Below are 17,360 nucleotides of genomic sequence, written 5' to 3' on the forward strand. Positions count from 1 at the left end.
GAGTTTAAGCAAATAACGAGGCGCCGAGATAAACGGCGAGCATCCACATCATGACAGCGGAGATTTTATTAAAGAAGATCAGTACGGATCCGCGCGAATCGAGCCTCCTGAGGATTCGCCCTGCCGAGGCGAGTCCGGCAAACCATATCCACGAAACGAAGATGCAAGATCCGGTAAACAGCCACTTTTCCCGGCCGTCGTATGTCAACGAATTGGTACCGATCACCCCGACGATATCAAGGATTGCATGAGGATTTAAAAGGGATACGGCCGCCGCAAAAGCGATCTGCTTTTTCGCCGTCATGCCTAAAGAACCGGTGTCTTCTCCGGAGGGCCTGCTGTTCCATGTGACCCATCCTATAAAGAGGAGAAAGCAAGTGCCTGCTGCAATCAAGACAATCTTTACGGCGGGGATCCCGGCGACAGCCGCGGAAACGCCTGTGACCGCGGCGATAATGAGCAGCGTGTCGCATAATGAAGCGGAAACGACAAGCGGCAGCACCCGCCAAAAGCTTTGTGAAACTGCACCTTGCTGAAAGATAAAAACGTTTTGCGCGCCTAAGGGCAAAATCAGCCCAAAAGCGAGAATCATTCCGTGAATTGCTGCGTTCATTGTTAGCAAAAACTCCTTTCATCAAAAAACGTCTGTTTTATTGTAGTGCGGGGAGCGGATCTTGTCTCCAGCCATTTGGATGGTATAAGAGCCCAGCCAAATGATATAGTTGAAAAAAGGAGCGAAAACGACGCATGAATAATCGGCTGAACCGAAACTCAGAAATTCCGCTGTATCAGCAAATCGAACAGATCATCAAGGGAAAAATTGTAAAAGGGGAATGGCCTGCCGGAACGAAAATCCCTTCCCAGCGAAAGCTTGCCGATGTCTTCCGGGTTAACCGGAGCACGGTGACCGCGGCGATTGACGAATTAACCGCGAGAGGCCTTCTTGAAGGAAAGCGGGGAGGCGGAACAAAAGTGACGAATCATACGTGGAAAAGCCTCTCCGCCGTGCGGCCGCTCGATTGGACAAGCTATGTCCGGTCGGGGATTCACCGCCCGAATTCGACGACGATTCAGGAAATCAACCGGCAGGAATTCAATGAAGGCATGATCAGACTCGGAACGGGAGAATTGTCGCCTGAGCTCTTGCCTTACAGGCAAATGAAAGAGGTTCTCGCAGGTGCTGAAGTTGAACAACAACTGTCGCTTGGCTATGAAGAGCCGAAAGGAAACCGCTATGCAAGGGAAGCGGTGGCAGAGCATCTAAAGCGAAAAGGGGTGAATACTTCGCCGGACTCCATTTTAATCGTCTCCGGCGCCTTGCAGGCTTTGCAGCTCATCGCGGTCGGCCTTCTGAAGCGAAGATCGGCCGTACTCACGGAAAGGCCGTCATACCTGTACTCGCTGCACGTTTTCCAATCGATGGAGATGAGGCTCTTCGGGATCCCGGTTGATGAAAGTGGACTTGATCCCGCATTCATCCCGGCATGCAAAAAGCAATACGGTGCAGACCTTTTGTACACGATTCCGTCATTCCACAACCCGACGGGCAGACAAATGTCGGAAGACAGAAAAAAAGAGCTGATTCGAATCAGCAAAGCGTACTCCCTTCCGATCATCGAGGACGATGCATACGGCGATTTATGGCTCGACGGTCCGCCGCCTCCGCCGCTGAAAGCCTTTGATCAGGATGGCAGCGTCCTTTATGTCGGGACGCTGTCAAAGACCGTCAGCCCAGGTCTGCGCATTGGCTGGGTCGCTGGTCCCGAGCCCGTCATCGAAAGGCTGGCTGACATTAAAATGCAGACGGATTACGGCTCAAGCTCGCTTTCCCAATGGGCTGCTGCCAAATGGCTTTCGGGCGGCCTTTACGAAAAACACCTCATGGAGATCAGAAAAAAGCTGAAAATCAGGCGTGATGCAGCGCTTCGCAGTCTTAAAGCCCATTGCGGGGCGATCGCAACCTGGGAAAAGCCGAGCGGCGGATTTTACATTTGGGTCACATTTCATAAACCGCTGCCGCTCAATACGTTATTCGAAAGGGCGCTGAAGAGAAATGTCCTGATCAACCCTGGAACGCTATATGATAAAGAAGCAAAACAAAGCATCAGACTGTCCTACTCCTACGCCTCTATATCCGATCTCGAAACAGGCATCCGAACGGTTGCGGAACTGGCTCGGGAACTGATGTGACGAACGCCTTCATAAGGCCGGCGGGGCAAGCCGGCCTATTCCTCCCCAATACACAATCTCCAATTCAGGTCTAAAAGACAATGGTAAAAAACAGTAATTTCCATTATAAAATGACTTTTGATTCGTATTAAGAATGTCAGCAAAGCGAAGAGACACCTTCTTATGAGAAAAATCACATTTTTCCGAATCTTATTGACAGGCCCGTGTCACAAAATATACACTTTTTTTGTCATTGAAAATGATAATCTTTATCAATTGGAGGAGTGCTTTTCATGTCTGTACAAACCAGTTCTAAAAATCGAGTGTTTTTGGAGCAGCAAAATAGAAGAGAATCAAACGCACGTTCATATCCGAGGCGGTTTCCGCTTGCCATGCAAACGGCCGAAGGCATTTTTGTGACGGATGCGGATGGAAAGCAATATTACGACTGCCTGGCAGGTGCGGGTACGCTTGCGCTCGGTCATAATCATCCAGTTGTCATTGAAGCGATTCAAAAAATGATCGATGAAAAGCGCCCTCTGCACACGCTTGATATCACGTCTGAAATAAAAGAAGAGTTCATCAGCGAAGTGTTTGCAAGCCTTCCTGAATCATTTGCCAAGCGGGCGAAGATTCAGTTTTGCGGTCCGACAGGCGGCGATGCGATTGAAGCCGCAATCAAGCTTGTGAAAACGGCGACAGGCAGGAGAAGCATCCTGTCGTTTCAAGGCGGATACCACGGGGCAACTCACGGAACGATGGCGTTAAGCGGCAATTTGTCACCGAAAGAAAACGTCCAGGGGCTGATGCCTGATGTTCATTTTCTCCCGTACCCTTATGAGTACCGCTGCCCGTTCGGAGCCGGCGGAGAGGAGACCCACCGCCTGTCAAGCGCATATATCGAAAACGTGCTCGACGATCCTGAAAGCGGTATCCTGCCTCCGGCGGGGATGATTTTTGAAGCCGTCCAAGGCGAAGGCGGCTCTGTCCCGGCGCGTGCCGAATGGATAAGGGAAATGAGAAGAATCACAAAAGAACGCGGCATCCCGCTGATCATCGACGAGGTGCAGACCGGAATCGGCAGAACCGGAAAAATGTTTGCGTTTGAACACGCCGGCATCATACCTGATGTCATCGTCCTGTCGAAAGCGATCGGCGGAAGCCTGCCGCTGTCTGTCGTCGTCTATGACCGTGACCTAGACCAGTGGGCCCCGGGCGCGCACATCGGTACATTCAGGGGAAATCAGATGGCAATGGCGGCCGGAACGGCAACATTAAAATACATGAAAGAAAACGGCATTCTGCTACACGTGGAAAAAGCCGGCGCCAAATTCATGCAGCATTTACAGGACATACAGCGCCATATCCCCGAAATCGGCGATGTCAGAGGTCGGGGCCTGATGATCGGCGCAGAAATCGTCTCCCCGCTCCAAAAACAAAGCGCTGCCGGCACCCCGCCGGCCGATCCGGAGCTTGCAGCAAAGATCCAAAGAAAATGCTTTGAAAAAGGCCTGATCGTCGAAACAGGCGGCCGCCACGGCAGCGTCATCCGCTTTTTGCCGCCTTTGATCGTGACGGAAGAGCAAATCGCCGACATCACAGCGATTTTCAAAGAGGCTGTCTATGAAGCTCTCAAGTAAGGAGAGAACCTTCGATTCCCTCTTCATGCACGGCGGCAAACAGGGAATCGAAGCCTACCGGAAAGCAGTTGAGGCCGTTGTGAACATCTTGTCGGACGAATGGAAGAGGGACGCGGATCCGTACAGCGGAAACATGCCGCACGAATTGGACGGTCCCGTCAGAAACGTCTGCTCGTTTCGCGAAACGGGCGAGCCGCTTGAGAGCGTTCTTGAACAATTACAGGAAGTCTGCCTGCAGAACCGCATCCGTGTCGAGCATCCGAAATGCATCGCGCATCTTCATTGTCCGCCTGTGATTCCGGCTGTGGCAGCGGAAATGCTGATCAGCGTCATGAACCTGTCGATGGATTCATTTGACCAAAGCGGGGCAGCGTCCTTGATCGAAGAGGAAATGGTGCAGTGGCTCTGCCGGAAATTTCATTACGGCAAGGAAGCGGACGGGACGTTTACGAGCGGCGGGACGCAGTCGAATCACATGGGGCTGCTGTTGGCGCGCGATGCGTATTGCGAAAAGCGGTGGAACTGGAATGTGCAAAAAGACGGACTGCCTCCTGAAGCAGACCGTCTGCGGATTCTTTGTTCAAAGGACGCCCATTTCACCGTGAAACGGTCGGCTTCACAGCTGGGATTGGGCGAGCGTGCCGTCGTTCTTGTCGACACGGATGAAAACAAGCGGATGTGCCTCTTCGATTTACAGAAGAAAACAGACATGCTGAAAGATTCCGGCCTTTATCCGTTTGCGCTCGTTGCGACATGCGGAACGACCGACTTCGGAAGCATTGACCCGCTGTCAGAGCTCGCGGATGCGGCCGGCAGAAGCGGCCTCTGGCTCCACGTAGACGCGGCATACGGCGGAGCTTTGATCATGAGTAAAATGCGGCGCGATAAATTGGCCGGAATCGAACGGGCCGATTCTGTCAGCGTTGATTTCCACAAGCTGTTTTACCAGCCGGTCAGCTGCGGGGCATTTCTCGTGAAAGACAGGAGGCTTTTCCGCTTTATTGATCATCATGCCGCTTATTTGAATCCTGAAGAGGATGAAGCTGACGGTCTCGTACACCTCGTCAATAAATCGCTTCAAACAACAAGGCGCTTTGACGCTTTAAAGCTGTTGATCTCGCTGCGCGTCCTCGGCGAAGATGCATTTGCCGAAATGATTGACGGAACGTTCGTCTTAGCAGAAGCCGCGGCGCAAAGGATTGCGGCAAACGATCATTTCGAACTGCTGAACCCGCACCCTGAGCTGAACGCGGTCGTCTTCCGCTATTTAGCCGGAGACGATGACGAAGAAAGTGATGATGTAAACAAATACGTCCACCGGGAATTGTTTCAAACCGGACGGGCCGTCATCGCTAAAACGGCAGCAGGCGGGAAAACGTACTTAAAATTCACGCTTCTTAATCCGAGAACAGCTCTTTATGACATTGAAGACGTTCTTTGCGAGATCGAAAAGCTTGCAGGCTTATATTTGAAAAGCAGGAGGGTAAAATGATGGGGTCTTATCAAGAAATTGCAGAACATGCTACGATGCAAAGCTTTTTAAATTGCTATTTGCGGGAGACCGGTATCAAAGCGGCAGAAACCCGGACCGGAGCCGGGAAGATACTGATCGTGCCGCTTGCGCATCAGCAAATCGAGCTGATTGCCCCTGTGAAATATTGGTCGGAAACGGGGAGGCACCTGTTCTCCTTTCCGCTTTATTACAAAATAAATGGGGACGGAAAAGAGCTTCCGCTCGACTACGTCACACTCGTCGCCCTCGCGTCAAAAGAATTGCTTCTTCAGCAAAACAACCGGGGCGCAGAGGATGAATTCATGCTCAGGGTGGTGCTGAGCTGCCGCAATATCCGTCGCTATGTCGAAGAAAGGGCGAATGATCAGGAAGAGCTGAACGCAGCGGACTTTTCCTTTATCGAAGCTGAGCAGTCGCTTCTTTTGGGACATCTCATGCACCCGACGCCGAAAAGCAGGCAGGGAATGACCGATGAAGAAGAAAAAATCTTTTCTCCCGAATTGAAGGGGGAGTTTCAGCTTCACTACTTTAAAGCGCATGCTTCACTCGTGCTTCATGATTCAGCCGCAGGCACGAAAGCGCCGCTGTTGATTGAAGAAGAACTGGGAAACGACCCATCCGTTGATAAAAAATGGCTTGAAAAAGAAACAAGGAACCCCGATTTTGTGCTGATCCCGGCACATCCCTTGCAAGCAAGAGCCCTGTTGGATAAACCGTTCGTCAAAGGGCTGATCGATGAAGGAATGCTTACATACCTTGGAGCAAAAGGACGGACGTTTACGGCGACCTCCTCCGTCCGCACAGTATACAGCAAACGCTCAAGGTTTATGTACAAATTTTCGGTCCCGATCAAAATCACGAATTCGCTCCGCGTCAACAAGCAAAAGGAACTTGACAGGGGCGTTGAGATGGCTCGCCTTCTCGAAACAGAGCTCGGTGAAAGACTGAAGGACAAATTTCCCGGCTTCCGCGTGATCAAGGACCCGGCCTATCTTTCAATCAAAGGAGAAAGCGGAGAGTCCGGATTTGAAGTCGTGATCAGGGAAAATCCGTTTTATAAAGACGACCGTTCCGCAACAGTTGTCGCCGGCTTATGCCAGGACCATGCATACGGAAAAGAATCAAGGCTCGGTTCGATCATCAAAACGCTGGCAGCCCGGGAAGGACGGCCGACAGAGGATGTGAGCGCCGATTGGTTTGACAAATATTTGTCCATTTCGCTTGAACCTGTCTTATGGCTGTTTGAAACGTACGGCCTTGCGATCGAAGCCCACCAGCAAAACGCCGTCATTCGCCTGAAAAACGGCTATCCGGAAACGTTTTATTACAGGGATAACCAGGGCTATTACTACAGCGAATCAAAGGCGCACATTCTTTCCGGGCTTGCCCCGGATTTAAGCGAAAAAAGCGAGACGATCTGCTCCGACGGGGTTGCCGTCGAAAGGCTGCGTTATTATTTCTTCTTCAACCACTTGTTTGGACTTGTGAACGGGTTCGGATCGGAAGGGCTGATCAAGGAAGAAGCGCTGCTCGCGATGATCAGGGAACGGCTTTTAGAAGCGGAGAAAACGTACGGTATCACCGAATTGACGGACAGCCTGCTGCGCTTTCCGGCGCTTCCGTGCAAAGCAAACCTCTTGACGCGCTTTTACGACATGGATGAACTGACGGGTTCGCTTGAAACGCAGTCCCGCTACACGTCTGTCGCAAATCCGCTTCTGAGGGAGGCGGCGGCCGTCCATGAGTAGAAGAATCACGTTTCGAACGGTTGATTACGAAAAGGACGTATCCCTCGTATATCGCTGGATGCAAGAAGAGCATGTGATCCCGTTTTGGCATTTGAATATGCCGTTTCCGAAATTTGAGGCGCATTTTCATAAAGCGATCACAGACCCTCATCAGACGCTGTACATCGGCTGTATTGACGGCGTGCCGATGAGCTACTGGGAATCGTACTGGGTCAAAGGGGACATCATCGAACACCATTATGACAATGCGCCTTATGATCAGGGCGTCCACCTCTTAATCGGGGAAAAGGCGTATTTGGGAAAAGGCCTGGCACTCCCGCTTTTGGAAGCGATGGTCAGGCAGCAATTTGAGGCGCCTGAGACGGAGAAGGTGATCGCAGAGCCGGATATCCGCAATAAAAAAATGATTCATATCTTTGAAAAAGCAGGGTTCCGGCCGGTCAAACCCGTAACCCTTCCCGATAAAACCGGATTATTGATGTTTTGTGAGCGAAAATGCTTTTTTGAAAAGGAGAAAAGACATGAACTCAACATGCAAACAAAATGATGTATACGATGTGATCGGCGTCGGCGTCGGGCCTTTTAATCTCGGCCTCGCTGCTTTAGCTGATTCCGTGCCTGAGATCGATGCGCTGTTTTTTGAACGGAACGACAGCTTTAACTGGCATCCCGGATTGCTGATCGAAGGGACGACCTTGCAGGTGCCGTTTTTGGCCGACTTGGTAAGCATGGCCGATGTGACGAGCAAATACAGCTTTTTGAACTATCTCCAAAAGCATAACCGGCTGTACTCGTTTTACTTTTTGGAAAATTTCAAAATTCCGAGAGCGGAATATAACCATTACTGCCAATGGGTTGCCGAAAGCCTCGATTCCTGCCGCTTCGGCATGAATGTTGAGAGCATAGCCCTGATTGAAACAGTAAACGGCGCTGTCTACGAAGTGCGGGTCGCCGACCAAACGAACGGAGCCGAATCCGTCTATTTCAGCAGGCATATCGCGCTCGGCATCGGGACCGGTCCGCACGTTCCGGAACCTTTGAGGGATGCGCTCGGCGGCGAGGTATTCCACTCTTCCGACTATTTAATGAAAAAACGCGATGGATTCAAGGGGAAAACGGTTGCCGTCGTCGGCTCAGGCCAAAGCGCGGCGGAAATATTTTACGATCTGGCGGCCGGCGCTTGCGCCCGGCATGTGAGCTGGCTGACCCGCTCAAAAGGCTTCTTTCCGATGGAATATTCGAATCTCGGCCTTGAATACTTTTCGCCAGATTATATCGATTTTTTCTATCAGCTTCCGCAATGGAAAAAAGATGAGCTGCTCAGAGAACAAGACTTGCTCTACAAAGGAATCAGCGCGAAGACCATTTCAGACATCTATCATCTGCTGTATGAGCGCACAGCAGCAGGCCGTGCCGCCGCCTTTGACCTGCAATCGATGACAGAGGTCAAGCGCATCGAGCGCGCCGCCGGCAGCTTCATTCTCCATTGCTCGCACTGCGTGAATGAAGAACGATTCGAGCGCCGGGCTGATGCCGTCATCCTGGCGACGGGCTATAAAGAAAGAATCCCGGAATTTCTTGCCCCGATAAACGGTCTGATCGAAAAGGATGACAGCGGGCGCTTCACCGTTACGCGCGATTACCGGCTGAAGACAACGGCCGAAACGGACAACCGCATCTTTGTGCAAAACGGGGAGCTGCATACACACGGCGTGGGAGCCCCTGACTTGGGTCTCGGCGCCTACCGCAACTCCGTGATCATCAACCAGCTTGCCGGAAGAGAAGTATACCCCGTCAGCCATAAAACGGTCTTTCAGACGTTCGGAACGGGGAGCAAAGAGAAAGCGGCCGTGCCAAACGGCTGAATAAGGAGGCGTTTTTCATGTTGTTTAAAGACGAATTGAACAAGGTGCTTCATAAGGACAGGTGGAAAAAAGTCAATCAGCGGCTGCTTGCGAAAATGCTTTCCGAATACATGTATGAGGATATCATCAAACCGTCTTTAATTGAGGAAAAAAACGGAATTTCCCGCTATGAGCTGCGGACGTCAGAAGACAAAGCGTACCGGTTTTCAGCGAAGCGCCGCATGTTTGACAGCTTTGAAGCGCTTTCTGACTCGATCGAAGTGCAAAGGTCCGGACATTGGACGAGCGATGTAAGCGGACTTGAGTTTCTTCTCGACATTCAGCCGCATATTCCGATGAGTCCGGAAACGGCGGGGCATTTAATCAAAGAGTTCAACCATACGCTGCTTGCCGACGCACATTTACTGGCGAAGGATGCGCTTTCGGCGGACGAGCTGACAGAAGCCGATTATGCCGTGATCGAAGGGGAAATGACCGGCCATCCGTGGATTGTCTACAATAAAGGAAGGATCGGCTTTGGCTATGACGACTACCTCCGCTTCGCCCCGGAAAACCGGAAGGCGGTGCAGCTTTTGTGGATCGCCGTTCATAAAGAATCGGCCACGTTCCATTCGGTCGACGGGCTCGATTATGACACGCTGATCAATGAAGAGCTTGATGAAGTGACATTAAAGCAGTTTGCAAAAATAATAGAAAAACAGGGTGCCGAGCCAAAAGACTACTATTTGCTGCCCGTCCACGAATGGCAGTGGACAAACGTGATCATTCAGCAATTTCCCGAAGAGATTGCATCGGGCGCGATCATCCCTTTAGGAGAGGGGAAAGACCAATACTTGCCGCAACAATCGATCAGAACGTTTACAAACATCACCCATAAACAAAAGCATCATATCAAACTGCCGATGAGCATATTAAACACGCTCGTATACAGGGGGCTCCCTTCAGAGCGGACGGTCATTGCGCCGAAAATCACGGAGCATATTAAAGGGATCGCCGAACACGATCCGTTTTTAAGAGAAGAATGCAGGGTCATTCTCCCGGGGGAGAATGCGAGTCTGAACGTGAACCATCCATACTATCATTCTCTTGAAAAAGCGCCGTATCAATATTTAGAAATGCTCGGCGCCATCTTTAGAGAAAGCATTTATACGTATTTGGAAGAAGGAGAGCACCCGGTGACGCTTGCATCATTGACATATACCGATCAAAACGGCGTTCCTTTTATCAAACGTCTGATCGAAAAGTCGGAGCTTTCGGCAGAAGAGTGGGTCGGGCAGCTTTTTCAAACGATGATGCCTCCGCTGCTTCACTTTATGTACCGGTACGGTACCGTCTTCTCGCCGCACGGTCAAAATACGATTCTCGTTTTAAAAGGCTACAAGCCTCACAGGCTCGCGATCAAAGATTTCGTCGATGACGTTAACATCAGCGACCAGCCCCTTCCAGAGCTGGCCGGTTTGACGGATGATTTAAAAGCGGTTCTCAGAAGCGAGCCGCCGGAAGGGCTCGTGCAGTTCATTTTCACGGGGCTCTTCATCTGCCATTTGCGTTATGTGGCCAACATTTTGGAAAATCATGATCTGCTTCCGGAAAAGCGCCTCTGGAAAGCGCTCGCTGACGCCATTTTGGATTATCAGCGAAAATTCCCTGAGCTGCACGAGCGCTTTGAGCTGTTTGACTTGTTCAAGCCCGAACTGACGAAGCTTTGCCTGAACCGGAACCGGATGGTTGACTACGGCTACAGGGATGGAGATGACCGTCCGCATGCGTCCGAATACGGAAAGGTGACAAACGCGCTTACCCAATTCAAAAAAGAAGCCGCACAGCTCTGATGCTGTTTGCGGCTTCCTGAGCCCCGCACGCGGCGGGGCTTTTTTACAAGGTTTTATACATCAATACATGAGGGCCGATATGGGGAATTTCATAAACATCGCCTTTTTCGCTGAAACCGAGCCTTTTATAATACTCCTTTACCGATGTTCTCGCATTGCACCATAAAAGGTCAGCTCTTCTTTCGCGGAGGCGCTCTTCTGCACTGCGGATTAACGCGCTTCCCGCTTTTTGCTTGCGAAAGCCTTCAAGCGTTGCCATTCCTCTCAGCTGATACTGAAGGACGCCTTCAAGATCGGAGCGGGGTGATCTGTGAAAAGAAGCGATGCTGATTAATGTTCCGTCTATAAACCCGCCGAGGTGAAATGTCCCGTCAAGCAAATCTGTTTCATAACGGCAGGCATCAGCCGGCTGATTCGGCCGCAAAATGCGATGCCTGATGTCATACGTTTTCTCTGCCGTGATTTCTTTCACTTCAACCATATGATGTCCCCCTTTAGATCATTGTACATTAAAGTATCTTGCTTCAGGGTGTGAGACGACGATCGCCGATACGGAGGCTTCAGGCTCCATCATAAACCCGTCTGTCAAATGAACGCCGATCCCTTCAGGCTGAATGAGCCTGAACAGCTTTTCCTGATCCTCAAGGTTCGGACACGCCGGATACCCGAAGGAATAGCGCTGCCCTTGGTACTTCGCCTGAAAACGCTGCTCCATGGTGAAGTCCGGTGCATCAGGAAAGCCCCAGCGGTCGCGGATGATTTGATGCGTCCGCTCGGCGAGCCCTTCGGCAAGCTCGAGAGCGAGGGCCTGGACCGCGTGGCTTTTTAAATAATCGCCTTCCGCTTTAAAGCGGTTCGCAATTTCCCTCACGTGTCTGCCCGCGGTCACCGCGAAGAATGACACATAATCGAGCTCTCCTTTCGGCCGTATATAATCGGAAATACAGCGGAACGGAAGCTTCTCCTGCCTCGGAAAAACAAACGTTTCCAGAATCTTGGCGTGATTTCCGGGATCGAGGATATGAAGCGCGTCGCCGTCGCTGTACGCCGGGAAAAATTGATAGACGACGGCGGGATCGAACCAGCCGTGCTTTTTCCCTTCGAAGAGCAATCCGTCGATTAATGCTTTCAGGTCGAGTGCTTTATGATTTTTTTCAGCCAGCAGCTTTTTCACTTTTCCTTTCAAACCGAGGTGATGGCCGATGAGCATTTGTTCATTTACATACGGCACAATGTAGGAAAGGTCAATGTTTTTCAAATAATGCCGCTTCAAGTCTTCCGGCTGAAAGACCGGCGCCTCCGGAACGAGCGCCCGTTTTTCAAGCATTTCTATAACGGCCGCCGACGGTTTCTTTTCTGCAACAGCAGCGGGTGCAGCCTGTTCCTTTTTCTCGAGAAACTGCGACGGGTCCTTCCTCAGCTCGTTGGCGAGGGATAAGCCGTCCATGGCGTCCTTTGCGTATAAAACAGGCCCTTTATATTCAGGCGAGATCTTCATATTCGTAAATTTTCTCGAAAGCGCGGCACCGCCGACCAGAATCGGGATGGAAATCTCGGCTTTATCAAGGTCTTGCGCGGTGACGACCATCTGCTGCGCGGATTTGACGAGCAGCCCCGACAAACCGATAATGTCGGGATTTTCTTTGCGGATCGCTTCGATGAGCTCCTGCGGCGTCACTTTAATTCCGAGGTCTACGACTTTGTAGCCGTTGTTGCTTAAAATGATGTCGACCAGGTTTTTGCCGATATCGTGTACATCGCCTTTTACAGTCGCCAGAATGATCTTGCCTTTGCCGCTGTCGTCCTTTTTCTCCATATACTGCTCAAGAAACGAAACGGCGGCTTTCATGACTTCCGCAGACTGAAGCACTTCGGCTACGATCAGTTCATTGTCGTTAAACAGCCGTCCGACCTCTGCCATCCCGTCCATCAGCGGGCCGTTGATGACGTCAAGCGGAGTGTCGTTTTTCGCCAGCGCTTTCTCAAGATCGGGAATGAGGCCTTCTTTCGTTCCTTCGATGACATAACCGGCGAGGCGTTCATCGAGTGAAAGGGATGTCTTCGGCTGTTTGTCCGCTTTTTTCTTTCCCCTGTAAAACTCGGTGAATGCCGCCAGCGTCTTGTCATCGGTATGGAACAGGAGCTTTTCGGCCATTTCGACCTCCTGTTTTGGAATTGAGGCGAAGCGTTCGAGCTTTTCGGTATTGACGATCGCATAATCAAGCCCGGCCTGTGTGGCGTGGTATAAAAAGACGGCATTTAAGATTTCCCTGCCGACTGGAGGTAGGCCGAACGATACGTTGCTGACCCCGAGGATCGTCAAGCATTCGGGCAGCTTGTCTTTGATGAGGCGGATGCCTTCAACCGTTTCTTTCGCGGAGCCGATATACTGTTCATCACCGGTTCCAACGGGAAAGACGAGCGGGTCAAAAATAATGTCGCATGCCGGAACCCCGTATTTTTTCGTGAGCAGCTCATAGGAGCGAACGGCGACGTCCAATTTTTTTTCCGCGGTCACGGCCATTCCTGTTTCATCGATCGTCCCGACGACAAGCGCGCCCCCGAACCGCTTGATGAGCGGAAGGATGTCTGCGAATCGTTCCTCTCCGTCCTCGAGGTTGATCGAGTTGATGATCGCTTTCCCCTGCGAATACTTTAGCGCCTTTTCGATGACCGCTTTATCGGTCGAATCGATCACAAACGGAGCCTTCACTTTTTTCATCGCTTCTTTTAAAAAGCCTTCCATATCCTCCGCTTCATCGCGGTCGGGATCGGCGAGGCAGATGTCGATGACATGCGCCCCGTTTTTCACTTGGGCTCTTGCGATTTCAGCAGCTTCCTCGAATTTTCGTTCGGCGATGAGGCGCTTGAATTTTCGCGAACCGATGACATTTGTCCGCTCCCCGACAAAAAGAGGGCGCATCGATTCCTCATAAATCAAGCCGTCGATTCCTGAGACGGTGTGCGGTCTCGGTCCCGCCGGGAGCTCGCGGGGAGGCAATGAAGCCACTTCATCGGCCAGCGCCTCGATATGGGCCGGCGTCGTTCCGCAGCAGCCGCCGACGATGTTCAGCCAGCCTTCTTCTGCGAAAGCCCTGATTTTTTTCGCCAGTGACTGCGGTGATTCATGATACTGCCCTTCTTCATCGGGCAGGCCGGCATTTGGATAGCAGCTGACTGCCGTCCCGGCAAGGGAGGAGAGGGTCCGGATATGGTCTGTCATAAATTCGGGCCCTGTCGCGCAGTTTAAGCCGACGCTGATCGGCTTCATGTGTTCCAGGGAGATATAAAATGATTCGATATCCTGACCGGCGAGCGTCGTGCCCATCGGCTCGATCGTTCCCGATACCATGAGGGGAAGGGTTTTTTTTGTCTTTTCAAACGCTTGCCTGATGCCGATGAACCCGGCTTTTACGTTCAGCATATCCTGACTCGTTTCAAGGAGCAGAAGGTCGGCGCCGCCCGTGATCAGCGCTCCCGCCTGTTCCTCATAATTGGCGACGAGCTCATCGAACGTCGTGCCGCCGGTAACGGACAGGGTTTTCGTCGTCGGACCCATTGCCCCGGCGACAAACCTTGGCCATTCAGGCGTTGTATATTTTTGAACGGCCGCTTTTGCGAGCCTGACGGACGCCGCATTGATATCAAAAGCGAGATGTCCAAGGCCGTATTCATCAAGAACGAGCCTTGTCGCACCGAATGTATTCGTCTCAATGATATCGGCTTTAGCCGCCAAATAAGCTTCATGAATTCCTTGGATGATGTGCGGCGCTGTCACACTCAAATATTCATTGCATCCTTCATAGGCTTCACCGCCGAAATCGGCGGGTGATAAGTTTGCATTTTGAATCATCGTTCCCATCGCACCGTCAAGAACGAGGATTTTTTTCTTCAGCTGGTCAGTGATGATAGACATTTGTCGTCTCCTTTTCTTTCTGGTGAATGTACGCCGTAAGCTCTGCGGTTAAATCGGACCTCAAGAACGGCGTGATCAGATAAATGCCGTTGAACAAATCGCATGCGGCGTCAAGCAGCGAGCGGGCGATGGCGAGCCCTTCCTCAGCCTGTTTTTGTTTGTCGCTGCCGGCAAGCGCCATCTTTTCGCGGATCGCATCCGACAGTTTGATGCCTGGAATTTCGTTGTGAATAAACTCGGCATTCCGGCTGCTAGTCAGCGGCATGATCCCGATGTAAATCGGGGTTTTGAGATGCTTTGTTTCCTCATGGATCTTGATGAGCTGTTCTTCGGAATAGACGGGTTGGGAAATAAAATAGTCCGCGCCGCAGTCGATCTTTTTCTCAATCCGTCTGACCGCTTTGTCAATATGTCTCACGTTCGGGTTGAAGGCGGCCGCGACGGAGAAGTTTGTTTTCTTGCCGAGCGGCTTTCCCGAGTAGGACAAGCCTTCATTAAATTGTTTGATCAGGCTGATCAAGTCGAATGACGTCAGATCGTAAACAGAAGTCGCTCCAGGAAAATCGCCGATTTTCGAAGGGTCTCCGGTAATCGCCAAAACGTCGGAAAGCCCGAGCGTATCAAGCCCCATTAAATGAGACTGCAGGCCGATCAGGTTGCGGTCCCTGCATGTAATATGGACGAGCGGCCTCATGTCAAGCCTCTCTTTTAAAAGCGCGCCGCAGGCCACATTGCTGATTCTCGGCGTGGCGAGCGAGTTGTCCGCTAACGTGAGTGCATCGATTCCGGCTGACTTTAACTCTTTTGCTGCCCGCAAAAACTTTTCAAAGTTTAATTGTTTAGGAGGGTCCAATTCGACGATAATGGAGCGCTTCTCTTTCGCAAGCTCGTCTAAAGCGGGCTCCGTTCTTTCGTGCTGAACTGCTGCCGCTGCTTTCTCCCTGACTTTGACCCGTTTTTCGGTGACGGGCGGGAGGCCTTTGACAGCTTCAGCCATCGCTCTGATGTGGTTCGGCGTCGTTCCGCAGCAGCCGCCGATGATGCGCGCGCCCTGATTGCGAAACTCAACCGCGCTGTTTCTGAAATATTCATCATCCGTTTCATAGACGAGACGCCCTTCAACAAGAGATGGAATGCTGCTGTTCGGATAGACGGAAAGGTAAGCGTCCTTCAAGAGAGGCACCTCCTCGAGCGCTTTGATCATGTGATAGGGGCCGAGGCGGCAATTGATGCCGACCACATCGGCTCCGAGTCCCGCAAGAAGCGTCAAGCCCTCTGAAAGCGGGGTCCCGTCCTGAAGAACGCCTTCTTCATGCATCGATACGTTTACGATGATCGGAAGGTTCGTTTCTTTTCTGGCAATCTTCAATACTTCGCGTGCTTCCTCTAAGTCGTAATACGTTTCCAGAAGGAGTCCGTCCGGTTCCTCATTCAACAGAAGGTAAAGATGTTCGCGAAAGCTTCTTTTGATGTCATCGAGCGAATACGCGCTTTTATTGAACGTCCGGATGCCGCCGAGCGTTGCGAGAACATAGGCGGAGCCGGCCGCTGAACGGGCGAGGCGGACGGCTTTTTCGTTGATTTGCTTCGTCTCGTCTTCAAGGCCGTATCTGGACAGCTTGATGAAATTTGCACCGTAGGTGTTTGTTTGAATGATGTCGGCGCCTGCCTTGACATATGCTTCATGAATGCGTCTCACTTCATCCGGCTTTGAGACGTTCAGCTCTTCGAAGCAGCGGTCGATCCCGTATGAATAAAGAAGCGTTCCCATTGCGCCGTCGGCTATTAACGTTCTGCTTTTTATATCCTCCAATAAACCCATCGTTTTCCCCCTTGAAATAGTAATAAATAAAAAAAGCCTTCCAAGAAGAAGACTTTTCGTACGCATTCACCTTCTTCTTATCTTCCAAGCAGTCTGCTTGCTGGATTTAGCACCTTGGTCATGAAACAATCATTACACCGGTTGCTGAGGCTTCATCGGGCCAGTCCCTCTGCCTCTCTTGATAAGAACAGCTATTCAATTGTCGGCTGATGCCGCCAAAAAGCGGCTTTTACTCAATTTACCGAAAATCGGGGGAATAATCAACAGTAAATTGAGAATTTATCGAAAATTTATAAATTGAACATCAATCGGAAGATCCGCTTCCCTTACCAAGGCGATGATTTGCTGGAGATCGTCTTTGTTTTTCCCGGTCACCCTGATTTGGTCATCCTGCACTTGCGATTTGACTTTAAGGCCCGATTTTTTGATCAGGGTATTGATTTTCTTTGCGTTTTCTTTGTCGATGCCCTGAACGAGCTTGCCGCGCTGTCTGACCGTTCCGCCTGACGCGTTTTCCAGCTTGGAATACTCGATGTTTTTCGTTGGGACGTTCCGCTTGATCAGCTTGCTGACGAGAACGTCTTTCAGCTGGTTCATTTTGAATTCGTCGTCTGACACGAGCACAAGCTCTTCCCCGTCGAGCGTGATGCTGCTTTTTGAACCTTTGAAATCATAGCGGTTGCCGATCTCTTTCAAAGCGGTTTGGATTGCGTTTTGAACTTCGGGAAGTTCCACCTTTGAAACGATGTCAAATGAGCTTTCTTTAGCCATAAGAAAAAAACCTCCATCCATTTTACTTATGAGTCAATTATAGTAGAATAAGGTGAAACTTCCAATATCGAACGGTTTCGTCTG

At 51.1% G+C, this 17,360-nt stretch carries 12 protein-coding genes and 1 riboswitch; of the genes, 7 read left to right on the forward strand and 5 right to left on the reverse strand.

What is annotated here, in order from left to right; translation table 11 throughout:
- Window positions 1-4: 4 nt before the first annotated feature.
- Window positions 5-613 (reverse strand): LysE/ArgO family amino acid transporter, encoded by a 609-nt coding sequence (locus NSQ39_RS22040; RefSeq protein WP_046131265.1) that lies wholly within the window; start codon window positions 611-613, stop codon window positions 5-7.
- A gap of 134 nt (window positions 614-747) precedes the next feature.
- On the opposite strand from NSQ39_RS22040, the gene NSQ39_RS22045 reads away from it, so the two are divergent.
- The 7 genes from NSQ39_RS22045 (at window position 748) to NSQ39_RS22075 (ending at window position 10,767) form a co-directional block, all read left to right on the forward strand.
- Window positions 748-2,190: an aminotransferase-like domain-containing protein gene (locus NSQ39_RS22045; RefSeq protein ID WP_175076180.1), complete on the forward strand. Its 1,443-nt coding sequence runs from the start codon at window positions 748-750 to the stop codon at window positions 2,188-2,190.
- Window positions 2,191-2,462: 272 nt separating this feature from the next.
- Complete coding sequence (locus NSQ39_RS22050; protein ID WP_175076179.1) at window positions 2,463-3,809, forward strand: aspartate aminotransferase family protein; 1,347 nt, start codon at window positions 2,463-2,465, stop codon at window positions 3,807-3,809.
- Window positions 3,793-5,301 (forward strand): pyridoxal phosphate-dependent decarboxylase family protein, encoded by a 1,509-nt coding sequence (locus NSQ39_RS22055; protein WP_175076178.1) that lies wholly within the window; start codon window positions 3,793-3,795, stop codon window positions 5,299-5,301. The genes NSQ39_RS22050 and NSQ39_RS22055 overlap by 17 nt, the downstream gene beginning before the upstream one ends.
- A complete protein-coding gene (locus NSQ39_RS22060) occupies window positions 5,301-7,070 on the forward strand; it encodes an IucA/IucC family protein (RefSeq protein ID WP_175076177.1) in 1,770 nt (589 codons plus the stop codon). Before NSQ39_RS22055 ends, NSQ39_RS22060 begins: the two co-directional genes overlap by 1 nt.
- A complete protein-coding gene (locus NSQ39_RS22065) occupies window positions 7,063-7,617 on the forward strand; it encodes a GNAT family N-acetyltransferase (protein WP_175076176.1) in 555 nt (184 codons plus the stop codon). Before NSQ39_RS22060 ends, NSQ39_RS22065 begins: the two co-directional genes overlap by 8 nt.
- Entirely contained in the window at window positions 7,592-8,935 is a 1,344-nt protein-coding gene (locus tag NSQ39_RS22070) for a lysine N(6)-hydroxylase/L-ornithine N(5)-oxygenase family protein (protein ID WP_175076175.1), read from the forward strand. The genes NSQ39_RS22065 and NSQ39_RS22070 overlap by 26 nt, the downstream gene beginning before the upstream one ends.
- Before the next feature lie 17 nt (window positions 8,936-8,952).
- Window positions 8,953-10,767, forward strand: a complete 1,815-nt coding sequence (locus tag NSQ39_RS22075) for an IucA/IucC family protein (protein ID WP_175076174.1) — start codon at window positions 8,953-8,955, stop codon at window positions 10,765-10,767.
- A gap of 43 nt (window positions 10,768-10,810) precedes the next feature.
- Here the strand turns inward: NSQ39_RS22075 and NSQ39_RS22080 are convergent, their stop codons facing one another.
- The 4 genes from NSQ39_RS22080 to NSQ39_RS22095 all read right to left on the reverse strand — a co-directional run bounded on the left by NSQ39_RS22080 (window position 10,811) and on the right by NSQ39_RS22095 (window position 17,276).
- The gene (locus tag NSQ39_RS22080; protein ID WP_046131257.1) at window positions 10,811-11,248 is read right to left on the reverse strand and encodes a GNAT family N-acetyltransferase; all 438 of its coding nucleotides are present in this window, start codon (window positions 11,246-11,248) and stop codon (window positions 10,811-10,813) included.
- Window positions 11,249-11,266: 18 nt separating this feature from the next.
- The gene (gene metH / locus NSQ39_RS22085) at window positions 11,267-14,683 is read right to left on the reverse strand and encodes a methionine synthase (protein WP_175076173.1); all 3,417 of its coding nucleotides are present in this window, start codon (window positions 14,681-14,683) and stop codon (window positions 11,267-11,269) included.
- Window positions 14,667-16,505, reverse strand: a complete 1,839-nt coding sequence (locus NSQ39_RS22090; RefSeq protein ID WP_175076172.1) for a bifunctional homocysteine S-methyltransferase/methylenetetrahydrofolate reductase — start codon at window positions 16,503-16,505, stop codon at window positions 14,667-14,669. Before NSQ39_RS22090 ends, metH begins: the two co-directional genes overlap by 17 nt.
- A gap of 74 nt (window positions 16,506-16,579) precedes the next feature.
- Window positions 16,580-16,693, reverse strand: a riboswitch (SAM riboswitch).
- A gap of 91 nt (window positions 16,694-16,784) precedes the next feature.
- The gene (locus NSQ39_RS22095; RefSeq protein WP_046131254.1) at window positions 16,785-17,276 is read right to left on the reverse strand and encodes a YajQ family cyclic di-GMP-binding protein; all 492 of its coding nucleotides are present in this window, start codon (window positions 17,274-17,276) and stop codon (window positions 16,785-16,787) included.
- Window positions 17,277-17,360: the final 84 nt, after the last annotated feature.

This window comes from Bacillus sp. FSL W8-0848 (genome assembly GCF_038007805.1).
Classification (GTDB): domain Bacteria; phylum Bacillota; class Bacilli; order Bacillales; family Bacillaceae; genus Bacillus; species Bacillus glycinifermentans.